The 23,337-nt window shown below is 66.0% G+C and carries 23 protein-coding genes; 15 read left to right on the top strand and 8 right to left on the bottom strand.

The genetic code is table 11. The features are described from left to right. Positions 1–158 precede the first annotated feature (158 nt). A complete protein-coding gene (locus tag A5782_RS20305) occupies positions 159–2,324 on the top strand; it encodes an acyl-CoA dehydrogenase (RefSeq protein WP_067103886.1) in 2,166 nt (721 codons plus the stop codon). A 9-nt stretch (positions 2,325–2,333) separates the two neighbouring features. Here the strand turns inward: A5782_RS20305 and A5782_RS20310 are convergent, their stop codons facing one another. After that, positions 2,334–2,669: a Zn-ribbon domain-containing OB-fold protein gene (locus A5782_RS20310; RefSeq protein ID WP_067103887.1), complete on the bottom strand. Its 336-nt coding sequence runs from the start codon at positions 2,667–2,669 to the stop codon at positions 2,334–2,336. A 56-nt stretch (positions 2,670–2,725) separates the two neighbouring features. Between A5782_RS20310 and A5782_RS20315 the strand changes: the two genes are divergently transcribed. The 3 genes from A5782_RS20315 (at position 2,726) to A5782_RS20325 (ending at position 6,529) form a co-directional block, all read left to right on the top strand. Continuing rightward, on the top strand, positions 2,726–3,919 hold the full coding sequence (locus tag A5782_RS20315) for a thiolase family protein (RefSeq protein WP_067103888.1): 1,194 nt from the start codon (positions 2,726–2,728) through the stop codon (positions 3,917–3,919). A 22-nt stretch (positions 3,920–3,941) separates the two neighbouring features. After that, positions 3,942–5,399, top strand: coding sequence for a FadR/GntR family transcriptional regulator (locus A5782_RS20320; RefSeq protein ID WP_067103889.1), 1,458 nt, complete (start codon positions 3,942–3,944; stop codon positions 5,397–5,399). Positions 5,400–5,536: 137 nt separating this feature from the next. Continuing rightward, on the top strand, positions 5,537–6,529 hold the full coding sequence (locus A5782_RS20325; protein WP_067103890.1) for a sensor histidine kinase: 993 nt from the start codon (positions 5,537–5,539) through the stop codon (positions 6,527–6,529). A gap of 69 nt (positions 6,530–6,598) precedes the next feature. Here A5782_RS20325 and A5782_RS20330 read toward each other — a convergent pair whose 3' ends face one another. Continuing rightward, the gene (locus A5782_RS20330; protein ID WP_067103917.1) at positions 6,599–6,820 is read right to left on the bottom strand and encodes a hypothetical protein; all 222 of its coding nucleotides are present in this window, start codon (positions 6,818–6,820) and stop codon (positions 6,599–6,601) included. A gap of 859 nt (positions 6,821–7,679) precedes the next feature. Between A5782_RS20330 and A5782_RS20340 the strand changes: the two genes are divergently transcribed. Further along, positions 7,680–8,186 carry a homocitrate synthase gene (locus A5782_RS20340; RefSeq protein WP_067103891.1) on the top strand — a complete coding sequence of 169 codons (507 nt, stop codon included), beginning with the start codon at positions 7,680–7,682 and terminating at the stop codon, positions 8,184–8,186. Positions 8,187–8,259: 73 nt separating this feature from the next. On the opposite strand, the gene A5782_RS20345 is transcribed toward A5782_RS20340, so the two are convergent. Next, positions 8,260–9,738 (bottom strand): cytochrome P450, encoded by a 1,479-nt coding sequence (locus tag A5782_RS20345; RefSeq protein ID WP_067103892.1) that lies wholly within the window; start codon positions 9,736–9,738, stop codon positions 8,260–8,262. A 115-nt stretch (positions 9,739–9,853) separates the two neighbouring features. On the opposite strand from A5782_RS20345, the gene A5782_RS20350 reads away from it, so the two are divergent. Next, a complete protein-coding gene (locus tag A5782_RS20350) occupies positions 9,854–10,489 on the top strand; it encodes a TetR/AcrR family transcriptional regulator (RefSeq protein ID WP_067103893.1) in 636 nt (211 codons plus the stop codon). Positions 10,490–10,519: 30 nt separating this feature from the next. Then, positions 10,520–11,461, top strand: a complete 942-nt coding sequence (locus tag A5782_RS20355) for an SDR family oxidoreductase (RefSeq protein WP_067103894.1) — start codon at positions 10,520–10,522, stop codon at positions 11,459–11,461. On the opposite strand, the gene A5782_RS20360 is transcribed toward A5782_RS20355, so the two are convergent. Together A5782_RS20360 and A5782_RS20365 are read right to left on the bottom strand one after the other, a co-directional pair. Then, positions 11,396–12,439 (bottom strand): DNA polymerase IV, encoded by a 1,044-nt coding sequence (locus A5782_RS20360; protein WP_156624032.1) that lies wholly within the window; start codon positions 12,437–12,439, stop codon positions 11,396–11,398. The two genes, A5782_RS20355 and A5782_RS20360, sit on opposite strands and share 66 nt — an antisense overlap. Before the next feature lie 5 nt (positions 12,440–12,444). Further along, a complete protein-coding gene (locus A5782_RS20365; protein ID WP_067103896.1) occupies positions 12,445–13,059 on the bottom strand; it encodes a TetR/AcrR family transcriptional regulator in 615 nt (204 codons plus the stop codon). A gap of 90 nt (positions 13,060–13,149) precedes the next feature. Between A5782_RS20365 and A5782_RS20370 the strand changes: the two genes are divergently transcribed. The 6 genes from A5782_RS20370 to A5782_RS20395 all read left to right on the top strand — a co-directional run bounded on the left by A5782_RS20370 (position 13,150) and on the right by A5782_RS20395 (position 19,554). After that, a complete protein-coding gene (locus A5782_RS20370; RefSeq protein WP_067103897.1) occupies positions 13,150–13,704 on the top strand; it encodes an NAD(P)H-dependent oxidoreductase in 555 nt (184 codons plus the stop codon). 506 nt (positions 13,705–14,210) lie between these two features. Continuing rightward, entirely contained in the window at positions 14,211–14,450 is a 240-nt protein-coding gene (locus A5782_RS20375; RefSeq protein ID WP_067103898.1) for a redoxin NrdH, read from the top strand. Between the two features lie 27 nt (positions 14,451–14,477). Next, the gene (gene nrdI / locus A5782_RS20380; RefSeq protein ID WP_067103899.1) at positions 14,478–14,924 is read left to right on the top strand and encodes a class Ib ribonucleoside-diphosphate reductase assembly flavoprotein NrdI; all 447 of its coding nucleotides are present in this window, start codon (positions 14,478–14,480) and stop codon (positions 14,922–14,924) included. Next, positions 14,894–17,059 carry a class 1b ribonucleoside-diphosphate reductase subunit alpha gene (gene nrdE, locus A5782_RS20385; RefSeq protein WP_067103900.1) on the top strand — a complete coding sequence of 722 codons (2,166 nt, stop codon included), beginning with the start codon at positions 14,894–14,896 and terminating at the stop codon, positions 17,057–17,059. Before nrdI ends, nrdE begins: the two co-directional genes overlap by 31 nt. A 61-nt stretch (positions 17,060–17,120) precedes the next feature. Further along, positions 17,121–17,861: a TetR/AcrR family transcriptional regulator gene (locus A5782_RS20390; protein WP_067103901.1), complete on the top strand. Its 741-nt coding sequence runs from the start codon at positions 17,121–17,123 to the stop codon at positions 17,859–17,861. Positions 17,862–18,015: 154 nt separating this feature from the next. Continuing rightward, the gene (locus tag A5782_RS20395; RefSeq protein WP_067103902.1) at positions 18,016–19,554 is read left to right on the top strand and encodes an NAD(P)/FAD-dependent oxidoreductase; all 1,539 of its coding nucleotides are present in this window, start codon (positions 18,016–18,018) and stop codon (positions 19,552–19,554) included. Here A5782_RS20395 and A5782_RS20400 read toward each other — a convergent pair. Continuing rightward, positions 19,551–20,471 (bottom strand): SDR family NAD(P)-dependent oxidoreductase, encoded by a 921-nt coding sequence (locus A5782_RS20400; protein WP_067103903.1) that lies wholly within the window; start codon positions 20,469–20,471, stop codon positions 19,551–19,553. The two genes, A5782_RS20395 and A5782_RS20400, sit on opposite strands and share 4 nt — an antisense overlap. A 103-nt stretch (positions 20,472–20,574) precedes the next feature. On the opposite strand from A5782_RS20400, the gene A5782_RS20405 reads away from it, so the two are divergent. After that, complete coding sequence (locus tag A5782_RS20405; RefSeq protein ID WP_067103904.1) at positions 20,575–21,147, top strand: TetR/AcrR family transcriptional regulator; 573 nt, start codon at positions 20,575–20,577, stop codon at positions 21,145–21,147. Here the strand turns inward: A5782_RS20405 and A5782_RS20410 are convergent. Together A5782_RS20410 and A5782_RS20415 are read right to left on the bottom strand one after the other, a co-directional pair. Next, positions 21,119–21,664: a TetR/AcrR family transcriptional regulator gene (locus tag A5782_RS20410; RefSeq protein WP_067103905.1), complete on the bottom strand. Its 546-nt coding sequence runs from the start codon at positions 21,662–21,664 to the stop codon at positions 21,119–21,121. The genes A5782_RS20405 and A5782_RS20410 overlap by 29 nt on opposite strands. Further along, positions 21,648–22,094 (bottom strand): SRPBCC family protein, encoded by a 447-nt coding sequence (locus tag A5782_RS20415; RefSeq protein ID WP_067103906.1) that lies wholly within the window; start codon positions 22,092–22,094, stop codon positions 21,648–21,650. The genes A5782_RS20410 and A5782_RS20415 overlap by 17 nt, the downstream gene beginning before the upstream one ends. A gap of 177 nt (positions 22,095–22,271) precedes the next feature. Here A5782_RS20415 and nrdF point away from each other — a divergent pair, with 177 nt between their 5' ends. Beyond that, complete coding sequence (gene nrdF / locus A5782_RS20420) at positions 22,272–23,246, top strand: class 1b ribonucleoside-diphosphate reductase subunit beta (RefSeq protein WP_197694289.1); 975 nt, start codon at positions 22,272–22,274, stop codon at positions 23,244–23,246. Positions 23,247–23,337: the final 91 nt, after the last annotated feature.

Genomic DNA, 23,337 nt, shown 5'->3' on the forward strand with positions numbered 1-23,337 from the left:
CGTCGGGGCCCTCTCCGCATTAAGTACACTCTTTAGGCAGCCGCCCCGCTTCCCCTCGAAGCGGGGCAGGCCACCCAGCTTCCGCCCCGACGATGCGGACCGCGCGGCGGTCCGCGGGGCGATCAACCCGGCTGGCATGCGGCGCGAGGAGGGCCCCGATGGGTATCGCAATAACCGACGACCATCGTGAACTTGCCGGGGTAGCCCGCGGGTTTTTGACCTCGCAGAAGGCGCGCTGGGCGGCGCGATCGCTGCTCGACGCCTCGGACGAGCCCCGCCCCGGGTTCTGGCAGAACCTGGTCGAGCTGGGCTGGCTCGGCCTGCACGTCGACGAAGAGTTCGGCGGCTCAGGCTTCGGGCTGCCCGAACTCGTCGTGGTGATCGAAGAGCTCGGCCGCGCGGTGGCGCCGGGGCCTTTCGTCCCCACCGTGATCGCGTCGGCCGTGATCGCCAAAGACGGTACCGCCGAACAGAAGTCGCGGCTGCTGGCCGGTCTGATCGACGGAACCGTCACCGCGGGCATCGGGTTGGACAGCCAGGTGCGGGTCAAGGGCGGTGTGGCCGAGGGTGAGGCCGGAATCGTCTTGGGCGCCGGGCTTGCCGAGCTGCTGCTGATCGCCGCGGGCGACGATGTGCTGGTGCTCGAGCGCGGACGCGACGGTGTCTCGGTCGAGGTGCCGGAGAACTTCGATCCGACGCGGCGGTCCGGACGCGTTCGCCTGCACAACGTCCACATCTCCGACGACGACATCCTGACGGGGGCGCGCCAATCGGCGCTGGCCCGGGCCCGCACGTTGCTGGCCGCCGAGGCGGTGGGCGGGGCGTCGGACTGCGTCGACACCGCCGTCGACTACGCCAAGGTGCGCCGGCAATTCGGGCGTACCATCGCCACCTTCCAGGCGGTCAAGCATCACTGCGCGAACATGCTGGTCGGCGCGGAGTCCGGGATCGCCGCCGTCTGGGACGCATCCCGCGCGGCGTCCGAGGACGAGGAGCAATTCCGCCTGATCGCCGCCGTGGCCGCGGCGCTGGCCTTCCCCGCCTACGTCCGCAACGCCGAACTCAACATCCAGGTGCACGGCGGCATCGGCTTCACCTGGGAGCACGATGCGCACCTGCACCTGCGCCGGGCGGTGGTGAGCGCGGCGCTGTTCGGCGGCGACGCACCGGCCGCCGACGTCTTCGAGCGCACCGCGGCGGGCGCGGTCCGCGAGAACAGCCTCGACCTGCCGCCGGAAGCCGAAGAACTGCGCACCAGCATCCGCGCCGACGCCACCGAGATCGCCGCCCTGGGCAAAGAGGCCCAGCGCGACAAGCTGATCGAGACCGGCTACGTGATGCCGCACTGGCCCAAGCCGTGGGGACGGGCGGCCGACGCGGTGGCGCAGCTGGTGATCGAGGAGGAGTTCCGCGCGGCAGGCATCAAACGTCCCGACTACGGGATCACCGGCTGGGTGATCCTGACCCTGATCCAGCACGGAACGCCTTGGCAGATCGAACGATTCGTGGCGAAGGCGCTGCGCAAGGACGAGATCTGGTGTCAGCTGTTCTCCGAGCCCGACGCCGGCTCGGACGCCGCATCCATCAAGACGCGCGCCACCCGGGTGGACGGCGGCTGGAAGATCAACGGCCAGAAGGTGTGGACCAGCGGGGCGCACTACTGCGCGCGCGGCCTGGCCACCGTGCGCACCGACCCCGACGCTCCGAAGCACGCCGGCATCACCACCGTGATCGTCGACATGAAAGCGCCCGAGGTCGAGGTGCGCCCGCTGCGGCAGATCACCGGCGGCTCGGACTTCAACGAGGTGTTCTTCAACGACCTGTTCGTCCCCGACGAAGACGTGGTCGGGACGCCCAACTCCGGGTGGACCGTCGCGCGCGCAACGCTGGGCAACGAGCGGGTCAGCATCGGTGGCAGCGGATCATTCTACGAGGGGCTCGCGGACCAACTGGTGCAGCTCACCGAGCAGCGCCCGGATCGGTTGGCGGGCGGGCGTATTCGCGTCGGGTCATACCTCGCCGAGGAAACCGCGCTGCGGCTGCTGAACCTGCGGCGCGCCGCGCGCAGCGTCGAAGGGGCGGGCCCCGGCCCGGAGGGCAACGTCACCAAGCTGAAGCTGGCCGAGCACATGGTGGAAGGCGCCGCGATCATGGCGGCGCTGCTGGGACCCGAGGTCGCACTGACCGACGGTGCGGGCGCCCTGGCCGGCCGGCTGATGATGGGAGCCCGCGGCATGGCGATCGCCGGTGGGACGTCGGAAGTGACGCGCAACCAGATCGCCGAGCGGATCCTCGGCATGCCCCGCGACCCGCTGATCAACTAGCCGTAGGGATCAGGCGGGCGCGAACTGCGCCGCGCCGCCGCTGCCGCGCTCCGCGCGCAGATCGACGGTCATGCCGCAGCTCACCGAATCCGGTTCGCAGTCAACGATATTGGCGGCGACCCGCAGGCCGCTTTGTTCGGCGAGCTCGACGATGGCGATGACGTACGGGGTGGGGATCTCGGGGTTGTACGGGTGATGGTTGACCGTGTAGGTGAATACGGTGCCCCGCCCGGAAACTTCGCGCGCCACCAGCGAGCCCCCGCACTCGCGGCATTCGCCGCTGGCCGGATGCACCCAGCGCACGCAGTCGTCGCAGTACTCGATGAGCAGCGGCCCGTCTGACACGACGAATACAGTACACTCAATTGATTCGATGCGGTGTGGTCTGACGGGCGGTGTGCATGACGCATTTCGAAAAGGACGCGATCTTGTCCGGCATCGGGATCTCACGGATCGGCCGCCGCACCGGCATTGCGGGCCTGGAGCTGACCATGGAGGCGGTGCGCGCCGCCATCGAGGATGCCGGAGTGGCCCCGACCGACATCGACGGCATCGCCACGCTGGGTGACACGCCCGCCGCGGACGTCAACGCCGGATTGCGCATCGATGCCGCGGACTGTGGATCGGGCTTCGGTACCGGCGGCCTGCTCTCGCCCGTGATGTCGGCATGCCGCGCGGTCGCCGAACGCCGTGCCCGCCACGTCGTGGTGTACCGGACGATACAAATGCTCGGCGGCACGGTTCCGGTCAAGCAGGACAAGGACGCGCCGGCCCCGGCGCTGGCGCGGATGTTCGAGACACCCGAAGGCGAGCCGAAGCCCGCCGTCGGTGCGATGGACGACGTCAACGATCTGGTTGCCGCGCACGCCTATTCCGCCGCTAACTGGCTGGCGCTCAACTGCCGCCGTCACATGGAGCTGTACGGGACCACCAAAGAACAGCTGGGCTGGATTGCGCTCAACGGCAGGCGCAACGCGGCGTTGAATCCCCGTGCGGTGTACCGGGATCCGATGACGATGGCCGACTACCTGGGCGCGCGGCTGGTGTCCACCCCACTCGGGCTGCTGGACTGCGACGTCCCGATCGACGGCTCGATCGCGGTGGTGGTGTCGCACGCGGAGTACGCCGCCGACTGCCCGCACCGCGCGGTGCAGGTGGAGGCGATCGGAGGGTCCGACGGCGCCGGTGGCTGGTTTCACCGCGACGACTACCCGAAGATGGCGATGTCGGATGCGGCCGCGCAGATGTGGTCGCGCACGGAGTTGAAGCCGGCCGACCTCCAAGTCGCCGAGCTCTACGACGGATTCACCTATCTCACCCTGGCCTGGCTGGAAGCGCTCGGGGTCTGCGGCGACGGCGAGGCCGGACCGTTCGTCGAGGGCGGGGCGCGCATCGCCCGCGACGGTCGGCTGCCAGTGAACACCTACGGCGGCCAACTTTCGGCGGGCCGCATGCACGGCTACTGGGCGCTGCACGAAGGGTGTCTGCAGTTGCGCGGCGACGCGGGGGAGCGGCAGGTATCGCGTCGCCCCGAGGTCGGCGTCGTCTCCGTCGGCGGTGGGCCGGTCGCCGGGTGCATGCTGCTGACCTGTTGAGCAACAACGCGATTGAGCCCGGATGACTGAGGAGCCAAGGACCGGCCATGCGAACAAGCTCGCTTCGATCCTCGCCCGCGACATCGAAGCCGATATCGTCCGCCGTGGCTGGGCGGTGGGCGAATCGCTGGGCTCCGAACAAGCGCTGCAGCAGCGCTTTGGGGTGAGCCGGTCGGTGCTGCGGGAGGCCGTTCGCCTGGTCGAACACCATCAGGTTGCCCGGATGCGGCGCGGCCCCAACGGCGGGTTGTACATCTGCGAGCCCGACGCCGGGCCCGCCACTCGAGCCGTCGTCATCTATCTCCAATACCTGGGCACGACGCTGGGCGACTTGCTCAACGCGCGTTTGGTGCTCGAGCCGTTGGCGGCCTCCCTGGCCGCCGAGCACATCGACGAGGCCGGGATCGCGCGACTGCGGGCGGTGTTGCATGCCGAGGAGCAGTGGAGGCCCGGTTTACCGGGCCCGCGCGACGAGTTCCACATCGCGCTGGCCGAACAATCCAAAAACCCTGTGCTGCAACTGTTCATCAATGTCCTGATGCGGCTCACCACGCGCTACGCCTTGGCGTCGCGGACGGATTCTGCGACCGAGGCCATCGAGGCGGTCGACCATTTGCACGCGCACCACTCCGCGATCGTCGCCGCCGTCACGGCCGGAGATTCAGCGCGCGCCAAGACGCTGTCCGAGCGACACGTCGAGGCGGTGACCGGCTGGCTGCAGCAGCATCACGCCGGCGGCGGGAGCCGGGGGCGTAGGACGCGCCGGCGGCTCGATTCCGAGGCGCCCCGGGGAAAACTGGCCGAAATGCTGGCCGCCACCATCGGTGACGACATCGCCGCCAGCGGTTGGCAGGTGGGTTCGGTGTTCGGCACCGAGACGGCCCTACTGGAGCGTTACCGGGTGAGCCGCGCGGTGCTCCGCGAGGCGGTGCGGCTGCTCGAATACCACTCGATAGCCCAGATGCGCCGCGGCCCCGGCGGCGGACTCGTCATCGCCCAACCCGCGGCACAGGCGAGCATCGACACGATCGCCCTGTACCTGCAATACCGCGACCCGAGCCGCGAAGACCTGCGATGCGTCCGCGACGCGATCGAGATCGACAACGTCGCCAAGGTCGTCAAGCGGCTCGGCGAATCCGAGGTGGCGAGATTTCTGGCCACCCATCGGTCCGGGCTACCGGAAAACTCCCGACAGACGGCCGACGACGTGCGGCAGGCCATCGTGGAGGAGTTCGACTTTCACGTCGGCCTCGCGCAACTCGCCGGCAACGCGTTGCTGGATCTGTTCCTCAGGATCATCGTCGAGTTGTTCCGCCGGCATTGGTCGAGCACCGGACAGGCGCTCCCGACCTGGTCGGACGTGCTTGCGGTGCACCACGCTCACCTGCGGATCGTCGAGGCGGTCGATGCCGCCGACGAGAGCGTCGCCTGTTATCGCCTCCGCCGCCATCTCGACGCGGCCGCCTCCTGGTGGCTGTAAACGCGCCGGCGACGCCCATCAAAACGGTCCGCCAATGAGGTGAACCTAAATGTGATGCCTTGCGCGGTATAGCGAAGGCCCGTCTGGGGTACTGACAGGGGAGGAGAGGCGACAGCCGATCCAGGGGGTTGGCGTAAGTGATTGAAAGCGAGAGCGCTGAAGTGACGGCGGGTAACGAAGCCAGACAATACGGTTTCGTCCATTCCGCATTGATATATCACTCTCGGCAGGAGTTTTTGGACTCGGTAAGTCGCTTCGTCGGTGACGGTTTGGAGCTGGACGAGGCGGTGCTGCTTGCCGTGCCGCCCGAGACGCTGGTGCTGCTGCACGACGAGCTGTACGCCGGCGATCAGCTGCCCGCCGATGTGCGCATGGTCGACATCACCGAGGTGGCACGCAACCCGAGCCGGTTCATGGCCATGGAGGGTGCGTTCATCGACGAGCACCCGGATCAACGAGTGCGGATCGTCAGCCAACTCGCGTGGCCCGGCCGCAGCGAGGAGGAGTTCGTCGCCTGCATCGAGCACGAGGCACTCGTCAACGAGGCCATGGATGCCTACCCGGCGACCAGTCTGTGCCTGTACGACGCGAGCCAGCTCGACGGTGACGTACTGGCCGACGCGCGCGCGACACATCCGTTGCTGTGGGAATCCGGTGTGCTGCAGCGCAGCCCGGCCTACGCCCCCGGCGACGTCCTGGAACGGTGCAATCAGCCGTTGGCCGCCAATCCCGGGGCCGTCACCTACATGGTCCGCAAGTCGGCGGATCTTCGGCCGGCCCGATCCTTTGCCCAGGACTACGCGGGCTGGATGGGGGTGTCCCAGGAAAGCATGGAAGATCTGCAGTTGGTCGCCACCGAGTTGGCCACCAACAGCCTGATGTACACCGGGGGCGCCTGCCGGTTGGCCTTCTGGAAAGACGACGGACATCTGGTCTGCGAGGCGCGCGACTCCGGACGGTTCGACGACCCACTGGTGGGCCGCCTGGACCCGGGGCCCTGCGGTCCGGCGAGTCGCGGCCTATATCTGGTTAACGCCCTTTCGGACTTGGTGCGCACCCACACCACCCGGACCGGTACGACGATTCAGGCATATCTGCGATTCGAGCCCGCTGTCGGGCCGGCCGGCTAGGACGCGCGGCCTCGGAAATGGCGACCGCTGAGACCACAGGTCCCAGCGGGTCGCGTGTCCTGTTCGAATTCAGAGGCCGCCCAGCGCGCCGGTGATCCCGCCCACCACGCCGCCGATCGTGCCGCCGACCGTGCCGCCCACCGTCCCGCCGGTGGTGCCGCCCAGCGTGCCGCCGGTGGTGGCCCCGGTCGTCCCCGTCACCAAGCATCCGGTCGGCGCGAACAACACCACGACAAACCCCGCGGCGGCCGCGGTGACTTTAAGGGCCTTCTTCGCCTTCGTTGAATTCATCATCACATCCTTTTGTTTGGAAGGGGCGTAGCCCCGCATACAAAACGCTCGACTAATCGGATGTTATAACGATTATTCAACACACGTAAAGAGCCAATTTGCAACTGATATTCGGCTCATTGGCGGCTTTCGCGGGCACATCAAATGCGCAGTGTGACAACGTCATTGAAGCGATAGCTAGGCGCGAGAGGTCGCGCCGGTGCCCGACACGCATGATGAATTTCTCGGCCGAATCGCAGCAGCGATCAAGGCCTCATCAATGCGCGTAATTGCGCTATCTAGGCCCCGCCGAACGCGGGTTAGCGAGGAAATAGCGTCCCGCCGAGGCCGGCGGTCCCGGCGGGACGCTTGTTAATCGGTTACAGAATGCCGCCTAGGATGCTGCCAATTCCGCCCCCAGTGCCGGCGCCGCCGCCGGTTCCGCCGATGAGGCCTGAGCCCCCGGCTCCGCCGACAGTCGCACATCCCGTCGGTAGCACTAACACCGCGGCCACCCCGAGGGCCGCTCCGGCAGCTTTGAGGGTTTTCTTGGTGCTCTTCGCCTTCATGGTCGTGCCTTTCATCTGAGGGGTAGTTGCACAGCCGTCTAATTGACTGCTGCTCGGCGACATACCCCCTGTTAAACACGCGTAAACCAAACTTTTAGGATTGTTTTCTGTATTTTTTTGTACGGTTCGCTCGTAGTCCGGAAGGCGGTTGCAGCTGCGGCGCGCGGAGTCTAATGTCAACGCTCGTGCGTCTTTTCGAGCTCGGAGTAGTAGCTAGCACCCGCAGCGGGGTCTGATCCTGACCGACCCCCCGCCGTGGGTCGGAAGCTACTGCCGTCGGTCGCTCCTGCTGACCAGAGAAGACCGGCACCATGACTTTTCCCGAGCGCAATCCGCTCCACCATGTCAATCCCGCCAGTGTGTGGTTCGGCGAACGCTTCGGCGTCGCGTTGCCCCGCGGTCTGCGCGAACCGGCCAACGCCATGGCCTGGGAGAGCTTCGCCGCGATCTACGGCCGCAACGCCGGCCCGCTGCGGCTGGGCCACTGGGAGTGCACCGACGCCGATCGCGTCGCGACTCGACTGGGCCCGCAGGCCCGCAACTTCCGGGCGGTGATTGCCGTGGGCGATCGCATCAGCACCCTCACGGCCGCCGCCGGCGGCCCGATCGCGGCCCTGACCGCGATGCTGCATGAGCGCGGGTGGACGGTCGAGATCGCGGGATTTCACCAGATGAGATCGGCAACCGGCATCGCCACGTTCATCCTCGGCCGCGACGGCGCCCGCACCGAGTGGGCGATGGGCTGGTCGGACGATCCGACGCAGTCGGCGCTGCGCGCGGTGATCGCCTGCGCCAACCGGCTGTGGGCTGGCGAGTGAGGCGGAGGTGCCCGGCCACTGAAACTCGGGCCCTGCCTCGACGGCGGCAACTGTGGCCGCCGTCGAGGAACGCTCAGAGTGGGCGCAGCACGATCGGCATGCCGTCCATCGGAATCGGCATGCCCCCGTAGTCCCAGTGCGGCTGGTAGCCCGGCCGGCTCAGTTCGACGCGGTAGCGGCGTAGGAGCCGGTGCACGACGGTCTTGACCTCGAGCTGACCGAACACCATGCCGATGCACTTGTGCGCACCACCGCCGAACGGCGCGAACGCATATCGGTGCTTCTTGTGCTCCGAGCGCGGTTCGGCGAACCGGTCCGGGTCGAATTTGTCTGGCTCCGTCCACAATTCGGACAGCCGATGGTTCATGCCGGGCCAGATGGTGATGTTGGTTCCGGCCGGGATGTAGTGGCCCAGCAGCTCGGTGTCCCGCACCGCCATCCGCATGTTGAACGGCAGCGGCGTCACCATGCGCAGCGACTCGTTCATGATGAGTTCGAGCGTTTCCAGCTTTTCCAGCGACTCGATGTCCAACGGTCCGTCGCCGAGCCGAGCCGACTCCTCGCGTGCCCGCTCCTGCCACTCCGGGTTGGCGGCCATGTTGTAGACCATCGTGGTGGTCGTCGAGGTGGAGGTGTCGTGGGCGGCCATCATCAAGAAGATCATGTGGTTGACGATGTCCTCGTCGGTGAAGCTGTTGCCGTCGTCGTCCTCGGTGTGGCACAGCACCGTGAGCATGTCGTTGCCGGTGGCGTTGCGGCGCTCCTTGACCCGCTCGGCGAAATAGTCCTCGAGCAACTTGCGTGCCCGCAGGCCGCGCCACCACTTGAACGGCGGAATCGGCTGCCGGATGATCGCGCCACCGGCGCGCGTCGTCGTAGTGAACGCCTGATTGACCTTGGTGACCAGATCATGGTCGGACCCCGGCTCGTGCCCCATGAACACCAGCGACGCGATGTCCAGGGTCAGCTCCTTCATCGCCGGGTGGAACAGGAACCGCGCGTCGTCGGTCGGCCAGTTGGCGACGATGTCGGTGGCGACCCGATCGATGTGCTCGACGTAGCCGGTCAGCCGGCTGCGGGTGAACGCTTCCTGCATGATCCGGCGGTGGTACATGTGCTCGTCGAAGTCCAGCATCATCAGGCCGCGGTTGAAGAACGGCCCGATCACCGGGTGCCAGCCCTTCTGTGAGAAGTCCTTGTTCCGGTTGGAGAACACGGCCTGGGTGGCGTCCGGTCCCAGCGCGGTGACCGCCGGCATGATCGGCGAATCCAGATAAATCAGTGGGCCGTGGTTTCGATAGAGGTGCAATGCATACTCCGGGCCGCCACGGAACAGCTCGATGATGTGGCCCAGAATCGGCAACCCCGCATCGCCCAGCACTGGTTTGAGGTCGCTGCCGGCCGGCGGTTCCGCCAGGACTACCGTCTCCCACTCACGCGCGAGGAGGCGCTTCTCGATCGCCCCCATACCCGGGATGGTGTTCAGCGTCGGGGTGAATCGGCGCCGCGCCTGGTCCAGCAGGTATTGCGGGGTGCTGATGGTGGCGGTCATAGACGCTCCTTTGCGTGCCCTCAAGGGTGACAGCGGTCACTGATTCCTAACCTTCGCTGAAAAACTTGACGGCTGTCAAGTTTGCTTTTTGCGCGGCGTGGTGCAAGGTCAGGGAGTGACCAGCCACCCCGCCACTCCCGAGCCGGGCGCACGACGGCGTGGCGACAAGCAACGCCAGGCGATCGTGCAGGCGGTGCGCGAACTGCTCCAAGAAAAGCCATTTGCCGAGTTGTCGGTCAGTACCATCAGCCTGCGGGCCGGGGTGGCCCGATCCGGCTTCTACTTCTATTTCGATTCCAAGTACGCGGTGCTGGCACAGCTCATGGCCGAGGCCACCGAAGAACTCGAAGAACTGACGGAGTACTTCGCGCCACGACAGCCGGGGGAGTCGCCCGAGGAGTTTGCCAAGCGGATGGTCGGCAGTGCCGCGGCGGTCTACGCGCACAACGACCCATTGATGACCGCCTGCAACGAGGCCCGTCACACCGACGTCGAGATCCGCGATCTGCTCGACCAGCAGTTCGAGGTGGTGCTGAGTCAGATCGTCGGGATCGTCGAGGCGGAGATGAAGGCCGGGACCGCCAATCCGATCAGCGACGACCTGCCGACGCTGATCCGCACCCTGGCCGGCACCACCGCGCTGATGTTGACCGGCGACCCGGTCCTGACCGGATCCGACAGCGATCGGGACCGCCGGGTGCGCGTGCTCGAGCGGCTGTGGCTGCACGCGCTGTGGGCGGGCCGCCCCTAGGGCGGTAGTACCGCCGGTATCGTCACCGCCATGGCGCACAGGGGATCCGGGCGGTCTTTCGGGGGAAAACGGTGCCTTGTCACCGGAGCGGCCAGCGGCATCGGCCGCGCCACCGCACTACGGCTGGCCGCGCAGGGCGCCGAGCTTTTTCTGACCGACCGCGACCGCGACGGTCTGGAACAGACCGTCGCCGACGCGCGCGCACTGGGTGCCCAGGTCCCCGAGCATCGGGCGCTCGACGTCGCCGACTATGACCAGGTCGCCGCGTTCGCCGCCGATATCCACGCCACACATCCGAGCATGGACCTCGTCCTCAACATCGCCGGCGTATCGGCCTGGGGCACCGTCGACCGGCTCAGCCACGAGCAGTGGAGCAAGATGATCGCCATCAACCTGATGGGACCGATCCACGTCATCGAGACGTTCGTCCCGCCGATGGTGGCGGCCAAGCGCGGCGGCCATCTGGTCAACGTGTCCTCGGCGGCCGGGCTGGTGGCCCTGCCGTGGCATGCCGCCTACAGCGCCAGCAAGTATGGATTGCGTGGCCTGTCGGAGGTGCTGCGCTTCGACCTGGCCCGGCACCGGATCGGGGTGTCGGTTGTGGTGCCGGGCGCGGTGAACACCCCACTGGTGAACACCGTGGAGATCGCGGGCGTGGACCGTGAGGACCCCAGCGTCGCGCGGTGGGTGAGGCGGTTCGCCGGGCATGCAGTGTCGCCGGAAAAGGCCGCCGACAAAATCTTGGCCGGGGTGGCCAAGAACCGATACCTGATCTACACGTCGGTCGACATCCGCGCGTTGTATGCCTTCAAAAGGCTTGCGTGGTGGCCCTATAGCGTGGCGATGCGCCAGGTGAACGTGATCTTCACCCGGGCGCTGCGGCCCGGCCCGCCCAGCCCGGCGCCGCTAGTCCGGCATGACCAGCTCAAGACGCACCCCGAGCAACCGGACCGGCCTGTCGAGATCGAATAGGTCGAGAACGCGAAGGGCCGCTGCCACGATGACGTCGCGATCGGTGCTGGGTGCGTCGAGCTTGCGAATCTTGGTGCGCGTGTAGAAGGTTGCGGTTCGGACAGTGACCGCCACCCGGGCGACGACCCGGCCGGCCGCCAGCACATCCGTCAGCGCCTGTTCGGCCAAATTTGTTATGGCGGAATACATTTCGGAGCGATCGGTGAGATCGCGCGGAAAGGTGGTGACGCGGCTGCGCGAGCGCGGCACCCACGGCTCGGCGCTGACGTGGCTGTCGCCGCCGCCCTTGGCCAACAGCAGCAGCCACAGGCCGGTGCGCGCGCCGAACGTGGCCGTCAGCAGCTCCGCGTCGCAGTGGGCCAGTTGCCGCACCGTCGTAATCTCAAGATCCGCGAGCTTTTTCGCCGTCTTGGGGCCCACGCTCCATAGCGCGTCGACCGGACGGTCGGCCATCAGTGGCATCCAGTTCGCATCGGTGAGCACAAAAATGCCGTCCGGTTTCGCGAAGCCGGTGGCGACCTTGGCCCGCTGCTTGTTGTCGCTGATGCCGACCGAGCAGGACAGCCCGGTTTCCGAGGAGATGACGCTGCGGATCTGCTGCGCGACCTGGCTCGGGTCCTGCGCGCTCACCGCGACGTAGGCCTCGTCCCAGCCCCACACCTCGACCGGATGTCCCAGATCGCGCAGCACCCCCATCACCTGATCGGACGCCGCGTCGTAGGCGGCCGGGTCCGAGGGCAGGAACCTCGCCGCGGGACAGCGGCGGGCCGCGGCGCGCAGCGGCATGCCCGCACGCACACCGAACTCCCGGGCCTCATACGAGGCGCAGGTGACGACCTTGCGCGGTTCGTTCGGATCGCCGCTACCGCCGACAATGACTGGCAGCCCGGCCAATTCGGGGCGGCGACGCAACTCGACCGATGCCAGAAACTGATCGAGGTCCACATGCAAGACCCAATCGGGCGCCGCCGCGGGCACGGTGTTCACCGCCCGCAGAGCTTGCGCGCCAGGCTTTCCCATGCGTCGCCCAACGTCGCCAGGGTGTGTCCGCCGTCGTGCAGGCGATGCTCCACATAGTCCGCGTCCAGCAGTGCCAGCAGCGCGTCGGTCTGGACACCGAGGTTGCCCGTCGTGCGCGCCGTGGCCAGTAATACCCGGACGTGCGTGCGCAGGACGGTGGCCGGCGGCCCGTAGCGGGTGTGCGGATCGCGGTTGGCCGCCGACAGCAGCGCGTGGTGGGTGTGGGCGAAACGGATGCGCTCGCGTCCAAAGGCCACGAGCCGCTCCAGCGGCGGGGCATCGGGTCCCAAGGGCGGCGGCCCGAACAGGAAGGCCTGTTGGATGGCCCGCTCGTCCTCGTCGAGCAAGACCAGCATCAGGCCGGCCCGGCTGCCGAACCGGCGGAACAGCGTGCCCTTGCCGACCCCGGCGGCCGCGGCGACATCGTCCATGGTGACGGCATCGGCACCCCGCTCGGCGACCAGCCTGCGAGCCGCATCCAGCAACAGCGCGCGGTTGCGGGCGGCGTCGCCACGTTCCGGCGCAGGCACTTGCGGGATGCACATGGGCAACTCATCCAGCCGCTCGACACCGCTCACTCCTGCACTTTAACGCTGCCGGAATAAATCGGACCATAGTCCGGTTAGCTCGTGCGAGGATGTACACAACGACCGAAGGGAATTCAGCGCGTGGCAATCAGAATCTTGGCGTTAGTGGGAAGCCTGCGGGCGGCGTCGATCAACCGCCAGATCGCCGAATTGGCGGCTGCGGTCGCCCCCGACGACGTGACCGTAACGATCTTCGAAGGGCTCGGTGAGCTGCCGTTCTATAACGAGGAGATCGACGACGCGATGAACACGGGCGCGCCGCCGCTGGCCCCGGTGGCCGCGCTTCGCGCCGCGGCGGCCGGCGCGGACGCCGCCCTGGTGGTCACTCCCGAGTACAACGGCAGCTACCCGGCGGTCGTCAAGAACGCGATCGACTGGCTGTCCCGCCCGTTCGGTGATGGTGCGCTGAAAGGCAAGCCGCTGGCGGTCATCGGCGGATCCTTCGGCCAGTATGGCGGGGTGTGGGCGCACGACGACACCCGCAAGTCCTTCGGGATCGCGGGCGCGCGGGTCGTCGAGGCGATCAAACTGTCGGTGCCGTTCAAGACCCTGGAGGGCAAGGCGCCCGCCGAGCACGCCGAGCTGTCGGCGAACGTGCGTGATGTGGTGGGCAAGCTGGCCGCCGAAGTCGGCTGATTGGCGGAAGTCCACAAGGCGCTCGCCGGGCGACCAGCGAGGTTGCCACAACCGAATAGCAGAAGCCGCCAGCTGACGTCTGGCGGCTTTGCTAGCTGCGGACGTGCCCGCCGCCGCGGGCGGAGATGTCGGTGGTCGCTGCTATACCAATGCGTAGGGGCGCCCACACCTCGGCATGTGATCTGCGACACGCCGATAGGGTGTCCAGATTTTTTCGCGACAGCGCTCACGACCAGGGAATTTCAAAATTGTTATTCAGAACATCTTGTATCTCGACATCTTGTCAGCCACTAGGTGTAGTGTTTCGAGCACCGGCAGATCCCAGGACCGCCAAGCCAGCCAGGCTCGGTGAACCCCCCGAAATCGGCACCCACGGGTCGTTTGACCTTGACCGCCGCACGACGGGAATCAGGGGTCCTGACGGATCGCTGAACCTAGCAAAGACGCAGTCCAAAAGTAGTTGCCAGTCCATTGGGTCCCCCTCTTCCGCAAAGGAGCGGCATTCTATGAGCATCACCGTGTACACCAAGCCGGCATGTGTGCAGTGCAGCGCCACCTACAAGGCGCTGGACAAGCAGGGCATCGCCTACGAGAAGGTCGACATCTCGCTGGACTCCGAGGCGCGTGACTACGTGATGGCCCTGGGATATCTGCAGGCTCCCGTGGTGGTGGCCGGGAATGACCACTGGTCGGGTTTTCGGCCCGACCGCATCAAGGCGCTCTCCGCCGCGGAACTGAGCGCGTAAGGCGAGACGTCAGGTAAGGAGGTTGCGGTGCAGTCGCGCAACCTGGTCTATTTCTCCTCGGTGTCGGAGAACACCCACCGCTTCGTGGAGAAGCTGGGGATCCCCGCCACGCGGATACCACTGCATGGCCGCATCGAGGTAGACCAGCCCTACGTCCTGGTCCTGCCCACCTACGGCGGCGGCCGGGCCACTCCCGACCTCAACGCCGGCGGTTACGTCCCCAAGCAGGTCATCGCCTTTTTGAACAATGAGCACAACCGGTCGTTGATCCGCGGCGTCATCGCCGCGGGCAACAACAACTTCGGTGCCGAATTCGCGTACGCGGGCAACGTGATCGCGCGCAAGTGCGGCGTTCCGTACCTCTACCGCTTCGAACTAATGGGAACCCAGGACGACGTGGATGCCGTCCGCGCGGGCTTAGCTAATTTTTGGAAGGAACAGACGTGTCACCAACCGTCGCTGCAGAGCCTGTAACCACCGGAGCCCACGCGTTGCCGGGGGAGACGGACTATCACGCGCTCAACGCGATGCTGAACCTGTACGACGCGGACGGAAAGATTCAGTTCGACAAGGACCGTGAGGCCGCACATCAGTACTTCCTGCAGCACGTCAACCAGAACACGGTGTTCTTCCACAATCAGGACGAGAAGCTCGACTACCTGCTCAAGGAGAACTATTACGAGCGCGAGGTTCTCGACCAGTACAGCCGCAACTTCGTCAAGACGCTGCTGGACCGCGCCTACGCCAAGAAGTTCCGGTTCCCGACCTTCCTGGGCGCGTTCAAGTACTACACCTCCTACACGCTGAAGACGTTCGACGGGAAGCGTTACCTGGAGCGCTTCGAGGACCGCGTGGTCATGGTGGCGTTGACGCTGGCCTCCGGCGACACCGTCCTGGCCGAAAAGCTCGTCGACGAGATCATCGACGGCCGATTCCAGCCGGCCACACCGACGTTCCTGAACTCGGGCAAGAAGCAGCGCGGCGAACCGGTCAGCTGCTTTCTGCTGCGCATCGAAGACAACATGGAGTCGATCGGGCGATCGATCAACTCCGCGCTGCAGCTGTCCAAGCGTGGCGGGGGAGTTGCGTTGCTGCTGAGCAACATTCGTGAGCACGGCGCCCCGATCAAGAACATCGAGAACCAGTCCTCGGGTGTCATCCCCATCATGAAGCTGCTCGAGGACTCGTTCTCCTACGCCAACCAGCTCGGGGCGCGGCAGGGCGCGGGCGCGGTGTACCTGCACGCGCATCACCCGGACATCTACCGCTTCCTGGACACCAAGCGCGAGAACGCCGACGAGAAGATCCGGATCAAGACGCTGAGCCTGGGCGTGGTGATTCCCGACATCACCTTCGAGCTGGCCAAGAAGAACGAGGACATGTACCTGTTCTCGCCGTATGACGTCGAGCGGGTCTACGGTCTGCCGTTCGCCGACATCTCGGTCACCGAGAAGTACTACGAGATGGTCGACGACGCCCGCATCCGCAAGACCAAGATCAAGGCGCGCGAGTTCTTCCAGACGCTGGCCGAGCTGCAGTTCGAGTCCGGCTACCCGTACATCATGTACGAGGACACGGTGAACCGGGCCAACCCGATCGACGGCAAGATCACCCACTCGAACCTGTGCTCGGAGATCCTGCAGGTGTCCACGCCGTCGGTGTTCAACGATGACTTGTCGTATGCCAAAGTGGGCAAGGACATTTCGTGCAACTTGGGGTCGCTGAACATCGCCAAGACGATGGACTCGCCCGACTTCGCGCAGACCATCGAGGTCGCGATCCGCGCGCTGACGGCGGTGAGCGATCAGACGCACATCACCTCGGTGCCCTCAATCGAGCAGGGCAACAACGAGTCCCACGCAATCGGGCTCGGCCAGATGAACCTGCACGGCTACCTGGCCCGCGAGCGCATCCACTACGGCTCCGAAGAAGGCATCGACTTCACCAACATCTACTTCTACACCGTGCTCTACCACGCGCTGCGCGCGTCGAATCGCATTGCGATCGAACGGGGAAGCAGTTTCGGCGGTTTCGAGAAGTCGAAGTACGCCTCGGGTGAATTCTTCGACAAGTACACCGAGCAGGTGTGGGAGCCGGCCACCCCGCGGGTCCGGGAGATCTTCGCCGAGGCTGGCATTCGCATTCCGACGCAAGAGGATTGGCAGCGGCTCAAGGAGTCGGTGCAGCAGCACGGCATCTACAACCAGAACCTGCAGGCCGTCCCGCCGACGGGGTCGATCAGCTACATCAACCACTCGACCAGCTCGATCCACCCGGTGGCGAGCAAGGTCGAGATCCGCAAGGAAGGCAAGATCGGCCGGGTCTATTACCCGGCGCCGTATCTGACCAACGACAACCTGGAGTACTACCAGGACGCCTACGAGATCGGTTACGAGAAGATCATCGACACCTACGCCGCGGCCACCCAGCACGTGGACCAGGGGCTGTCGCTGACGCTGTTCTTCAAGGACACCGCCACCACCCGCGACGTGAACAAGGCGCAGATCTACGCCTGGCGCAAGGGAATCAAGACGCTGTACTACATCCGGTTGCGTCAGATGGCTTTGGAGGGAACAGAGGTCGAGGGCTGCGTGTCCTGCATGCTCTAAACTTCGCGCTGATCGGGCAGTCTGCCCAGGTCAGAAGCCGCGACGAGGTAAAGTGCTTGACGTGGTGAGAATTCCCCGACCGCACCCCAGCGTCAAGGCGGGGGCCAAGGTCGACGCGCGCAGCGAACGCTGGCGTGAGCACCGCAAGAAAGTGCGCAGCGAAATCGTCGACGCGGCGTTCCGCGCCATCGACCGCCTCGGACCCGAGCTGTCCGTGCGAGAAATCGCCGAGGAGGCCGGCACCGCCAAACCGAAGATCTACCGGCATTTCCACGACAAGTCCGACCTGTTCCAGGCGATCGGGGAGCGGCTGCGCGACATGCTGTGGACGGCGATCTTCCCGTCCATCGACCTGAAAACCGATTCGGCCCGCGAGGTGATCCGGCGCAGCGTCGAGGAGTACGTCATCCTGGTCGACAAGCACCCCAACGTGCTGCGGGTGTTCATCCAGGGGCGGTCGGCGGCCACCCCGCAGTCGACGGTCACCATCCTCAACGAGGGCCGCGAAATCACCCTGGCCATGGCCGACCTGTTCGACAACGAGCTGCGCGAGATGGACTTGGATCACGCGGCGGTCGAACTGGCGGCGCACGCGGCCTTCGGCTCGGCGGCATCGGCCACCCAGTGGTGGCTGGGTCCCGAGCCGGAGAGCCCCCGGTTGATGTCGCGTGAGCAGTTCGTCGCGCACCTGAGCACCATCATGATGGCGGTGATCGTCGGCACCGCCGAGACGCTGGGCCTCACGATGGATCCGGACCTGCCGATTCATGACGTGGTGACCGGTAGGCCGGCCGTAGGCTGAGCGCAGCGCGGCGTTGACAACCGCCGCGGCCATCGATAACACTCGTCCAAACCGATACCCTGGGTACTGGGTATCTGCGTCAGCCGGGGGCCGCCGCCGAAGACGCCGGCTCACGCCGACCCGAGACAGGCCTGGATAGAAGGACCGATCGACCGTGACCGATGTCGTGACACAAACCGAGACCATCCCGGGGCCCAAAGCCTCGAAGCCCGTGCACACACGCGCCGTCATCATCGGAACGGGGTTCTCCGGGCTGGGCATGGCGATCGCCCTGCAGAAGCAGGGCATCGGCTTCGTCATCCTGGAAAAGGCCGGCGACATCGGCGGCACCTGGCGCGACAACAGCTACCCCGGGTGCGCCTGCGACATCCCGTCGCATCTCTACTCGTTCTCATTCGAGCCCAAACCCGACTGGAAGAACCCGTTCTCCTTTCAGCCCGAGATCTGGGACTACCTCAAAGGCGTCGCCGAAAAGTACGGGCTGCGCCGCTACGTCGAATTCAACTCGCTGGTGGACCGTGCCCACTGGGACGATGACGAGAACCGCTGGCACGTGTTCACCGCCGACGGGCGCGAATACGTCGCCCAGTTCCTGATCTCGGGTGCCGGCGCCCTGCACATCCCGTCCATGCCCGACATCGAGGGCCGCGACGAATTCGGTGGCGCCGCTTTCCATTCCGCGCAGTGGGATCACAGCGTCGACCTGACCGGCAAGCGGGTGGCCGTGATCGGGACCGGCGCCAGTGCGATCCAGATCGTGCCGGAGATCGTCGGGCAGGTCGCCGAACTTCAGCTCTACCAACGCACTCCGCCCTGGGTGGTGCCCCGCTCCAACCCCGAGATCCCGCCAGCGGTGCGCCGGGCCATGGAGAACGTGCCCGGCCTGCGCGCGCTGGTCCGTCTCGCGATCTACTGGGGCCAGGAAGCGCTGGCCTTCGGCATGACAAAGCGGCCGAACCTGCTCAAGTTCATCGAGGCATACTGCAAGTACAACATTCGGCGGGCGGTCAAGGACCGGGAGCTGCGGCGCAAGCTGATCCCGAACTATCGCATCGGCTGCAAGCGAATCCTGAACTCCTCCACCTATTACGGCGCGGTCGCCGACCCGAAGACCGAACTGGTCACCGACCACATTTCGCGGATCACCACCGACGGCATCGTCACCGTCGACGGCACCCACCGGCAGGCGGACGTGATCGTGTACGCCACCGGCTTCCACGTCACCGACTCCTATACCTACGTCCAGATCAAGGGACTGCACGGCGAGGACCTGGTGGACCGGTGGAACCGTGAGGGCATTGGCGCACACCGCGGGATCACCGTCGCCGACGTGCCCAACCTGTTCTTCCTGCTGGGCCCCAACACCGGGCTGGGACACAACTCGGTGGTGTTCATGATCGAATCCCAAATCCGTTACGTCGCAGACGCGATCGCGACCTGCGACAAGCTGGGCGCCCAGGCGCTGGCGCCCACCCGCGCCGCCCAGGACAAGTTCAACGACGAGCTGCAGCGCAGGCTGGGCCCGTCAGTGTGGAACAGCGGTGGCTGCAGCAGCTGGTATCTGGACGAGCACGGGAAGAACACCGTGCTCTGGGGCGGCTACACCTGGGAGTACTGGCGGGCGACCCGCGCGGTCAAGCCGGACGAATACCAGTTCTACGGCGTGAACACAGGCAGGCACGCCGCCGCCTAGGTGCCGAGCGAAGTTGTTGCGGCGCTGCGTTGTTCGCTTGACTGCGACTTTTTGGCGAAGGATCGCAGGTTCTGCCTCACGATGCGGTCCAGGACCCGGTCGGACACCACGCGGTTGATCCGCACCAGGATCGCGGCGTCGCGTCCGATGGTGTAGCGAGTGCGGGGACGCGATGCGGTCGCGGCCTTGGCGATCACTTTCGCGGCATGTGCGGCCGAAACGCCATCCTCGCCGAATGACCGGGCTTGTGCCGTGACGGCCGCGATGAGATCGCCGTAGCGGGCGAGGTGGGCATCGGTCAGGTTCGCCATGAGTCCCTCGGCGGTGGTGATTCCGCGCTCGGCCATTTCGGTTTTGACCGCACCGGGTTCGACGACGACCACCTTGATGCCGAGCTCGGCGACCTCACGCCGCAACGCGTCACTGGCGGCTTCCAGGGCGAACTTCGAACCGGCATATGCGCCATAGGTCGGCAGCACCACCTTGCCGCCCACCGAGCTGATATTGACGACGGTGCCCGCGCTGAGCAGTAGGGCCGGCAACAGCGCCTGGGTCATCGCGATGTGGCCGAACAGATTTACCTCGAACTGCCGGCGCCACTGGTCCATCGGCAGCGTTTCGACCGGAGAATTGACCGCGATCCCGGCGTTGTTGACCAGTGCGCGCAGGGGACGGTGCAGCGGATCGCGCGCGACGCGGTCGGCGATCGCGGCCACGTCCGATTCCATCGTGATGTCCAGGATGTGCGGCTCGATACCCTCTGCGCGCAGCGCGTCGGCGTCCACCTCGCGACGCACACCGGCCAGCACGTGAAAACCCTTGTGGGCCAGTTCCCGCGCGCTGGCTGCGCCAATGCCCGTCGAGGCGCCGGTCACCACGATCAGCTCATTACGGGCGGCGCGATTCGACGACATCATGGGTGGTCTCCGATCGAGTGGGTTAGTTTGAGTTGACGTTGTCATCTCAAACTAAACAGTTGAGTTGACATTGTCAACCCAAGGACCGGCTTATGCTCTGCGGGTGACGACCCGATCCGAGAGTGCGGCGGCCACGCGCCGTTCGTTGGTCGAGGCGGCGGGAGTGTTGCTCGACCTCGGGGGCGTCGAGGCGGTCACGCTGCGCGAGGTGGGTGCCCGCAGCGGTGTGTCGCGCTCGGCGGCGTATCGCCACTTTGCCGACAAGGAGTCTCTGCTGGCCGAGCTGGCCACCAACGCGTTGCGCGAATTAGGTGACGCACTCGAGGCATTGGCCGGTAGCGAAGACTCGCCCGAGGAATGTTTGCGATCGGCTCTGCTGTCGCTGATCGCCATCGGCCGCACCCGTCCGCATCTTTATCGCCTGATGTTCACCCCGCCGGCGGGCGACCCGACCGCAGCGATGCGGGTAGCCGAACGGACGCAGGGGCTGTTTCTGGAGATGGTGGGTCGTATCACCGGTCCGCAGCAAGCCCCGCGCTATGGGGCGCTCATTTTGACGAGCGCGCACGGCATCACGGGTTTGGATTTGAGTGGCCACATGGATCTGGATAAGTGGCACACCAGCGCCGAGGAACTCGTCGACACGCTCATCTCGGTGTTGCCAAAAGCTGGATAAAAGCCCGCGCGGCCGCGTCCACGCCGGCCTCGTCATCGGTCGCGACGAGATCCAGCAGCAGGCCGCGTGCGACGGCCAGTCCCAGCCGTGCCAGGGCGGAGTCGACCGGCTCCGAGGTGACCGCCTCGACTTCGGCCAGCCATCCCTGGACCGCGCCGGGAATCATTCGGGCAAAAGGCTTTTCGCCCTGGGCCGCGCGGGCGTAGCACTCGAAGAACAGGCGCTCGAATTCGCGCAGTTCGGGTCGGCGAAGATCCGCCCACATCGCGGCAAAGCTACGGGCCGGATCGGAAGGCAGTTCGGCCAGCAGCCCCATCTGGCGGCGCTCGACTTCCTCGACGATCGCCAGGAGCAGATCTTCTCGAGAACCGAAGTGGTGCAACAGCATCCGGTGACTGGTGCCGACCGCGGCGGCCACGTCGCGCAGTGACCGGTCGCCGATGCCGCCGGTGGCGAACTCGGCGACGAGCGCATTGAGGAGCTGCCGGCGCCGCTCGGTGTCAGGAGTGCGCGCCATCGGCGCGGCTGAGTTGCTCGGTTCGGGCCTTGAGGCCTTGGGCCTCGAGTTGCAGGAAGCGCTTGGTCTTCTTGGCCATCAGCCGCCCGACGAGGGCGCCGAGTACACCGCGCTGGTCGAGTCGCTGGCGCACCAGCGTGCGGCCGCCGGGCCGGGCGATGACATCGTGGCGAGCGGTCGCCCGCGCTCCGGGGGAGCGCTGGACCCAGGTCCACGACGCGCCGGGGTCGAGCTCGGTGACTGCCCAGACCAGCTTCGACATGCCGGGCTGCTTGATGGCGAAGCGTCTGCCGGCGGCAAGGCTCGAACCATCAAGGCCGACAAGGGAGGTCACCGAGGGGGTCCAGTCGGGCCAGTGCTCGACGTCGGTGAAGACGTCCCAGACGAGTTGTGGCGGTGCGTCGATCTCGACACTGTCTTCGGTCAGCATGTACCAAATGGTACATCGCGATCGCGCATACTGGGAATGGACGTAAATCAGGGTCATCCGGGCAGGTTCGCGACACGTAAACACCACGTCTTGTGTTGCGCATCGTTGTCGCACCCCAGGGGTAGTGTCTGGAGCCTGAGATCCATCCGGCGAAACGGTGTGTGAAGTGGGGTTCTGGTGAGCGAAAACATGAAGCTGATCGACCGCGTTTCGGCGATCAACTGGAACCGGCTGCAAGACGATAAGGACGCGGAGGTCTGGGACCGGCTGACCGGCAACTTCTGGCTGCCGGAGAAGGTGCCGGTGTCCAACGACCTGCCATCGTGGGGCACCCTGACCGCCCACGAAAAGCAGATGACCATGCGGGTATTCACCGGCCTGACGCTGCTGGACACCATCCAGGGCACGGTCGGGGCGGTCAGCCTGATTCCCGACGCGCTCACCCCGCACGAGGAAGCGGTCTACACCAACATCGCCTTCATGGAGTCGGTGCACGCCCGCAGCTACAGCAACATCTTCTCCACGCTGTGCTCGACCGCCGAGATCGACGACGCCTTCCGCTGGTCGGAGGAGAACCCCAACCTGCAGCGCAAGGCAGAGATCGTCATGCAGTACTACAAGGGCGACGAGCCGCTCAAGCGCAAGGTCGCCTCCACGCTGCTGGAGAGCTTCCTGTTCTACTCCGGCTTCTACCTGCCCATGTACTGGTCGAGCCGGGCCAAGCTGACCAACACCGCCGACATGATCCGGCTGATCATCCGCGACGAGGCCGTGCACGGTTACTACATCGGCTACAAATACCAGCGCGGCCTGGCGCTGGTCGACGACGTGCGCAAGCAGGAGCTCAAGGACTACACCTACGAGCTGCTCTTCGAGCTCTACGACAACGAGGTGGAGTACACCCAGGACCTCTACGACGAGGTCGGGCTGACCGAGGACGTCAAGAAGTTCCTGCGCTACAACGCCAACAAAGCGCTGATGAACCTCGGCTACGAGGCGCTGTTCCCGCGCGACGAGACCGACGTGAACCCGGCCATCCTGTCCGCGCTCTCGCCGAACGCCGACGAGAACCACGACTTCTTCTCCGGCTCGGGCTCCTCGTACGTGATCGGCAAGGCCGTCAACACCGAAGACGAGGACTGGGACTTCTAGCAGGGCGATGAGCTGAGCGATTCATGAACGGCGCGTGAATTGTCGCCAGGGCATGACAGTCCGGTGGCGCGCGCGATACCGCTGCCCTGAC

Origin of the sequence: Mycobacterium sp. 852002-40037_SCH5390672 (assembly GCF_001665875.1) — a bacterium.
Lineage (GTDB): Bacteria > Actinomycetota > Actinomycetes > Mycobacteriales > Mycobacteriaceae > Mycobacterium.

Bases quoted from the DNA above. Each gene is read 5' to 3' on its own strand.
- A5782_RS20355 (WP_067103894.1), top strand. From the start codon at position 10,520: ATGGCGCACAGGGGATCCGGGCGGTCTTTCGGGGGAAAACGGTGCCTT.
- A5782_RS20375 (WP_067103898.1), top strand. From the start codon at position 14,211: ATGAGCATCACCGTGTACACCAAGCCGGCATGTGTGCAGTGCAGCGCC.
- A5782_RS20320 (WP_067103889.1), top strand. From the start codon at position 3,942: ATGACTGAGGAGCCAAGGACCGGCCATGCGAACAAGCTCGCTTCGATC.
- A5782_RS20410 (WP_067103905.1), bottom strand. From the start codon at position 21,664: ATGGCGCGCACTCCTGACACCGAGCGGCGCCGGCAGCTCCTCAATGCG.
- A5782_RS20400 (WP_067103903.1), bottom strand. From the start codon at position 20,471: ATGATGTCGTCGAATCGCGCCGCCCGTAATGAGCTGATCGTGGTGACC.
- A5782_RS20345 (WP_067103892.1), bottom strand. From the start codon at position 9,738: ATGACCGCCACCATCAGCACCCCGCAATACCTGCTGGACCAGGCGCGG.
- A5782_RS20305 (WP_067103886.1), top strand. From the start codon at position 159: ATGGGTATCGCAATAACCGACGACCATCGTGAACTTGCCGGGGTAGCC.
- A5782_RS20315 (WP_067103888.1), top strand. From the start codon at position 2,726: ATGACGCATTTCGAAAAGGACGCGATCTTGTCCGGCATCGGGATCTCA.
- A5782_RS20415 (WP_067103906.1), bottom strand. From the start codon at position 22,094: ATGCTGACCGAAGACAGTGTCGAGATCGACGCACCGCCACAACTCGTC.
- A5782_RS20330 (WP_067103917.1), bottom strand. From the start codon at position 6,820: ATGAATTCAACGAAGGCGAAGAAGGCCCTTAAAGTCACCGCGGCCGCC.
- A5782_RS20340 (WP_067103891.1), top strand. From the start codon at position 7,680: ATGACTTTTCCCGAGCGCAATCCGCTCCACCATGTCAATCCCGCCAGT.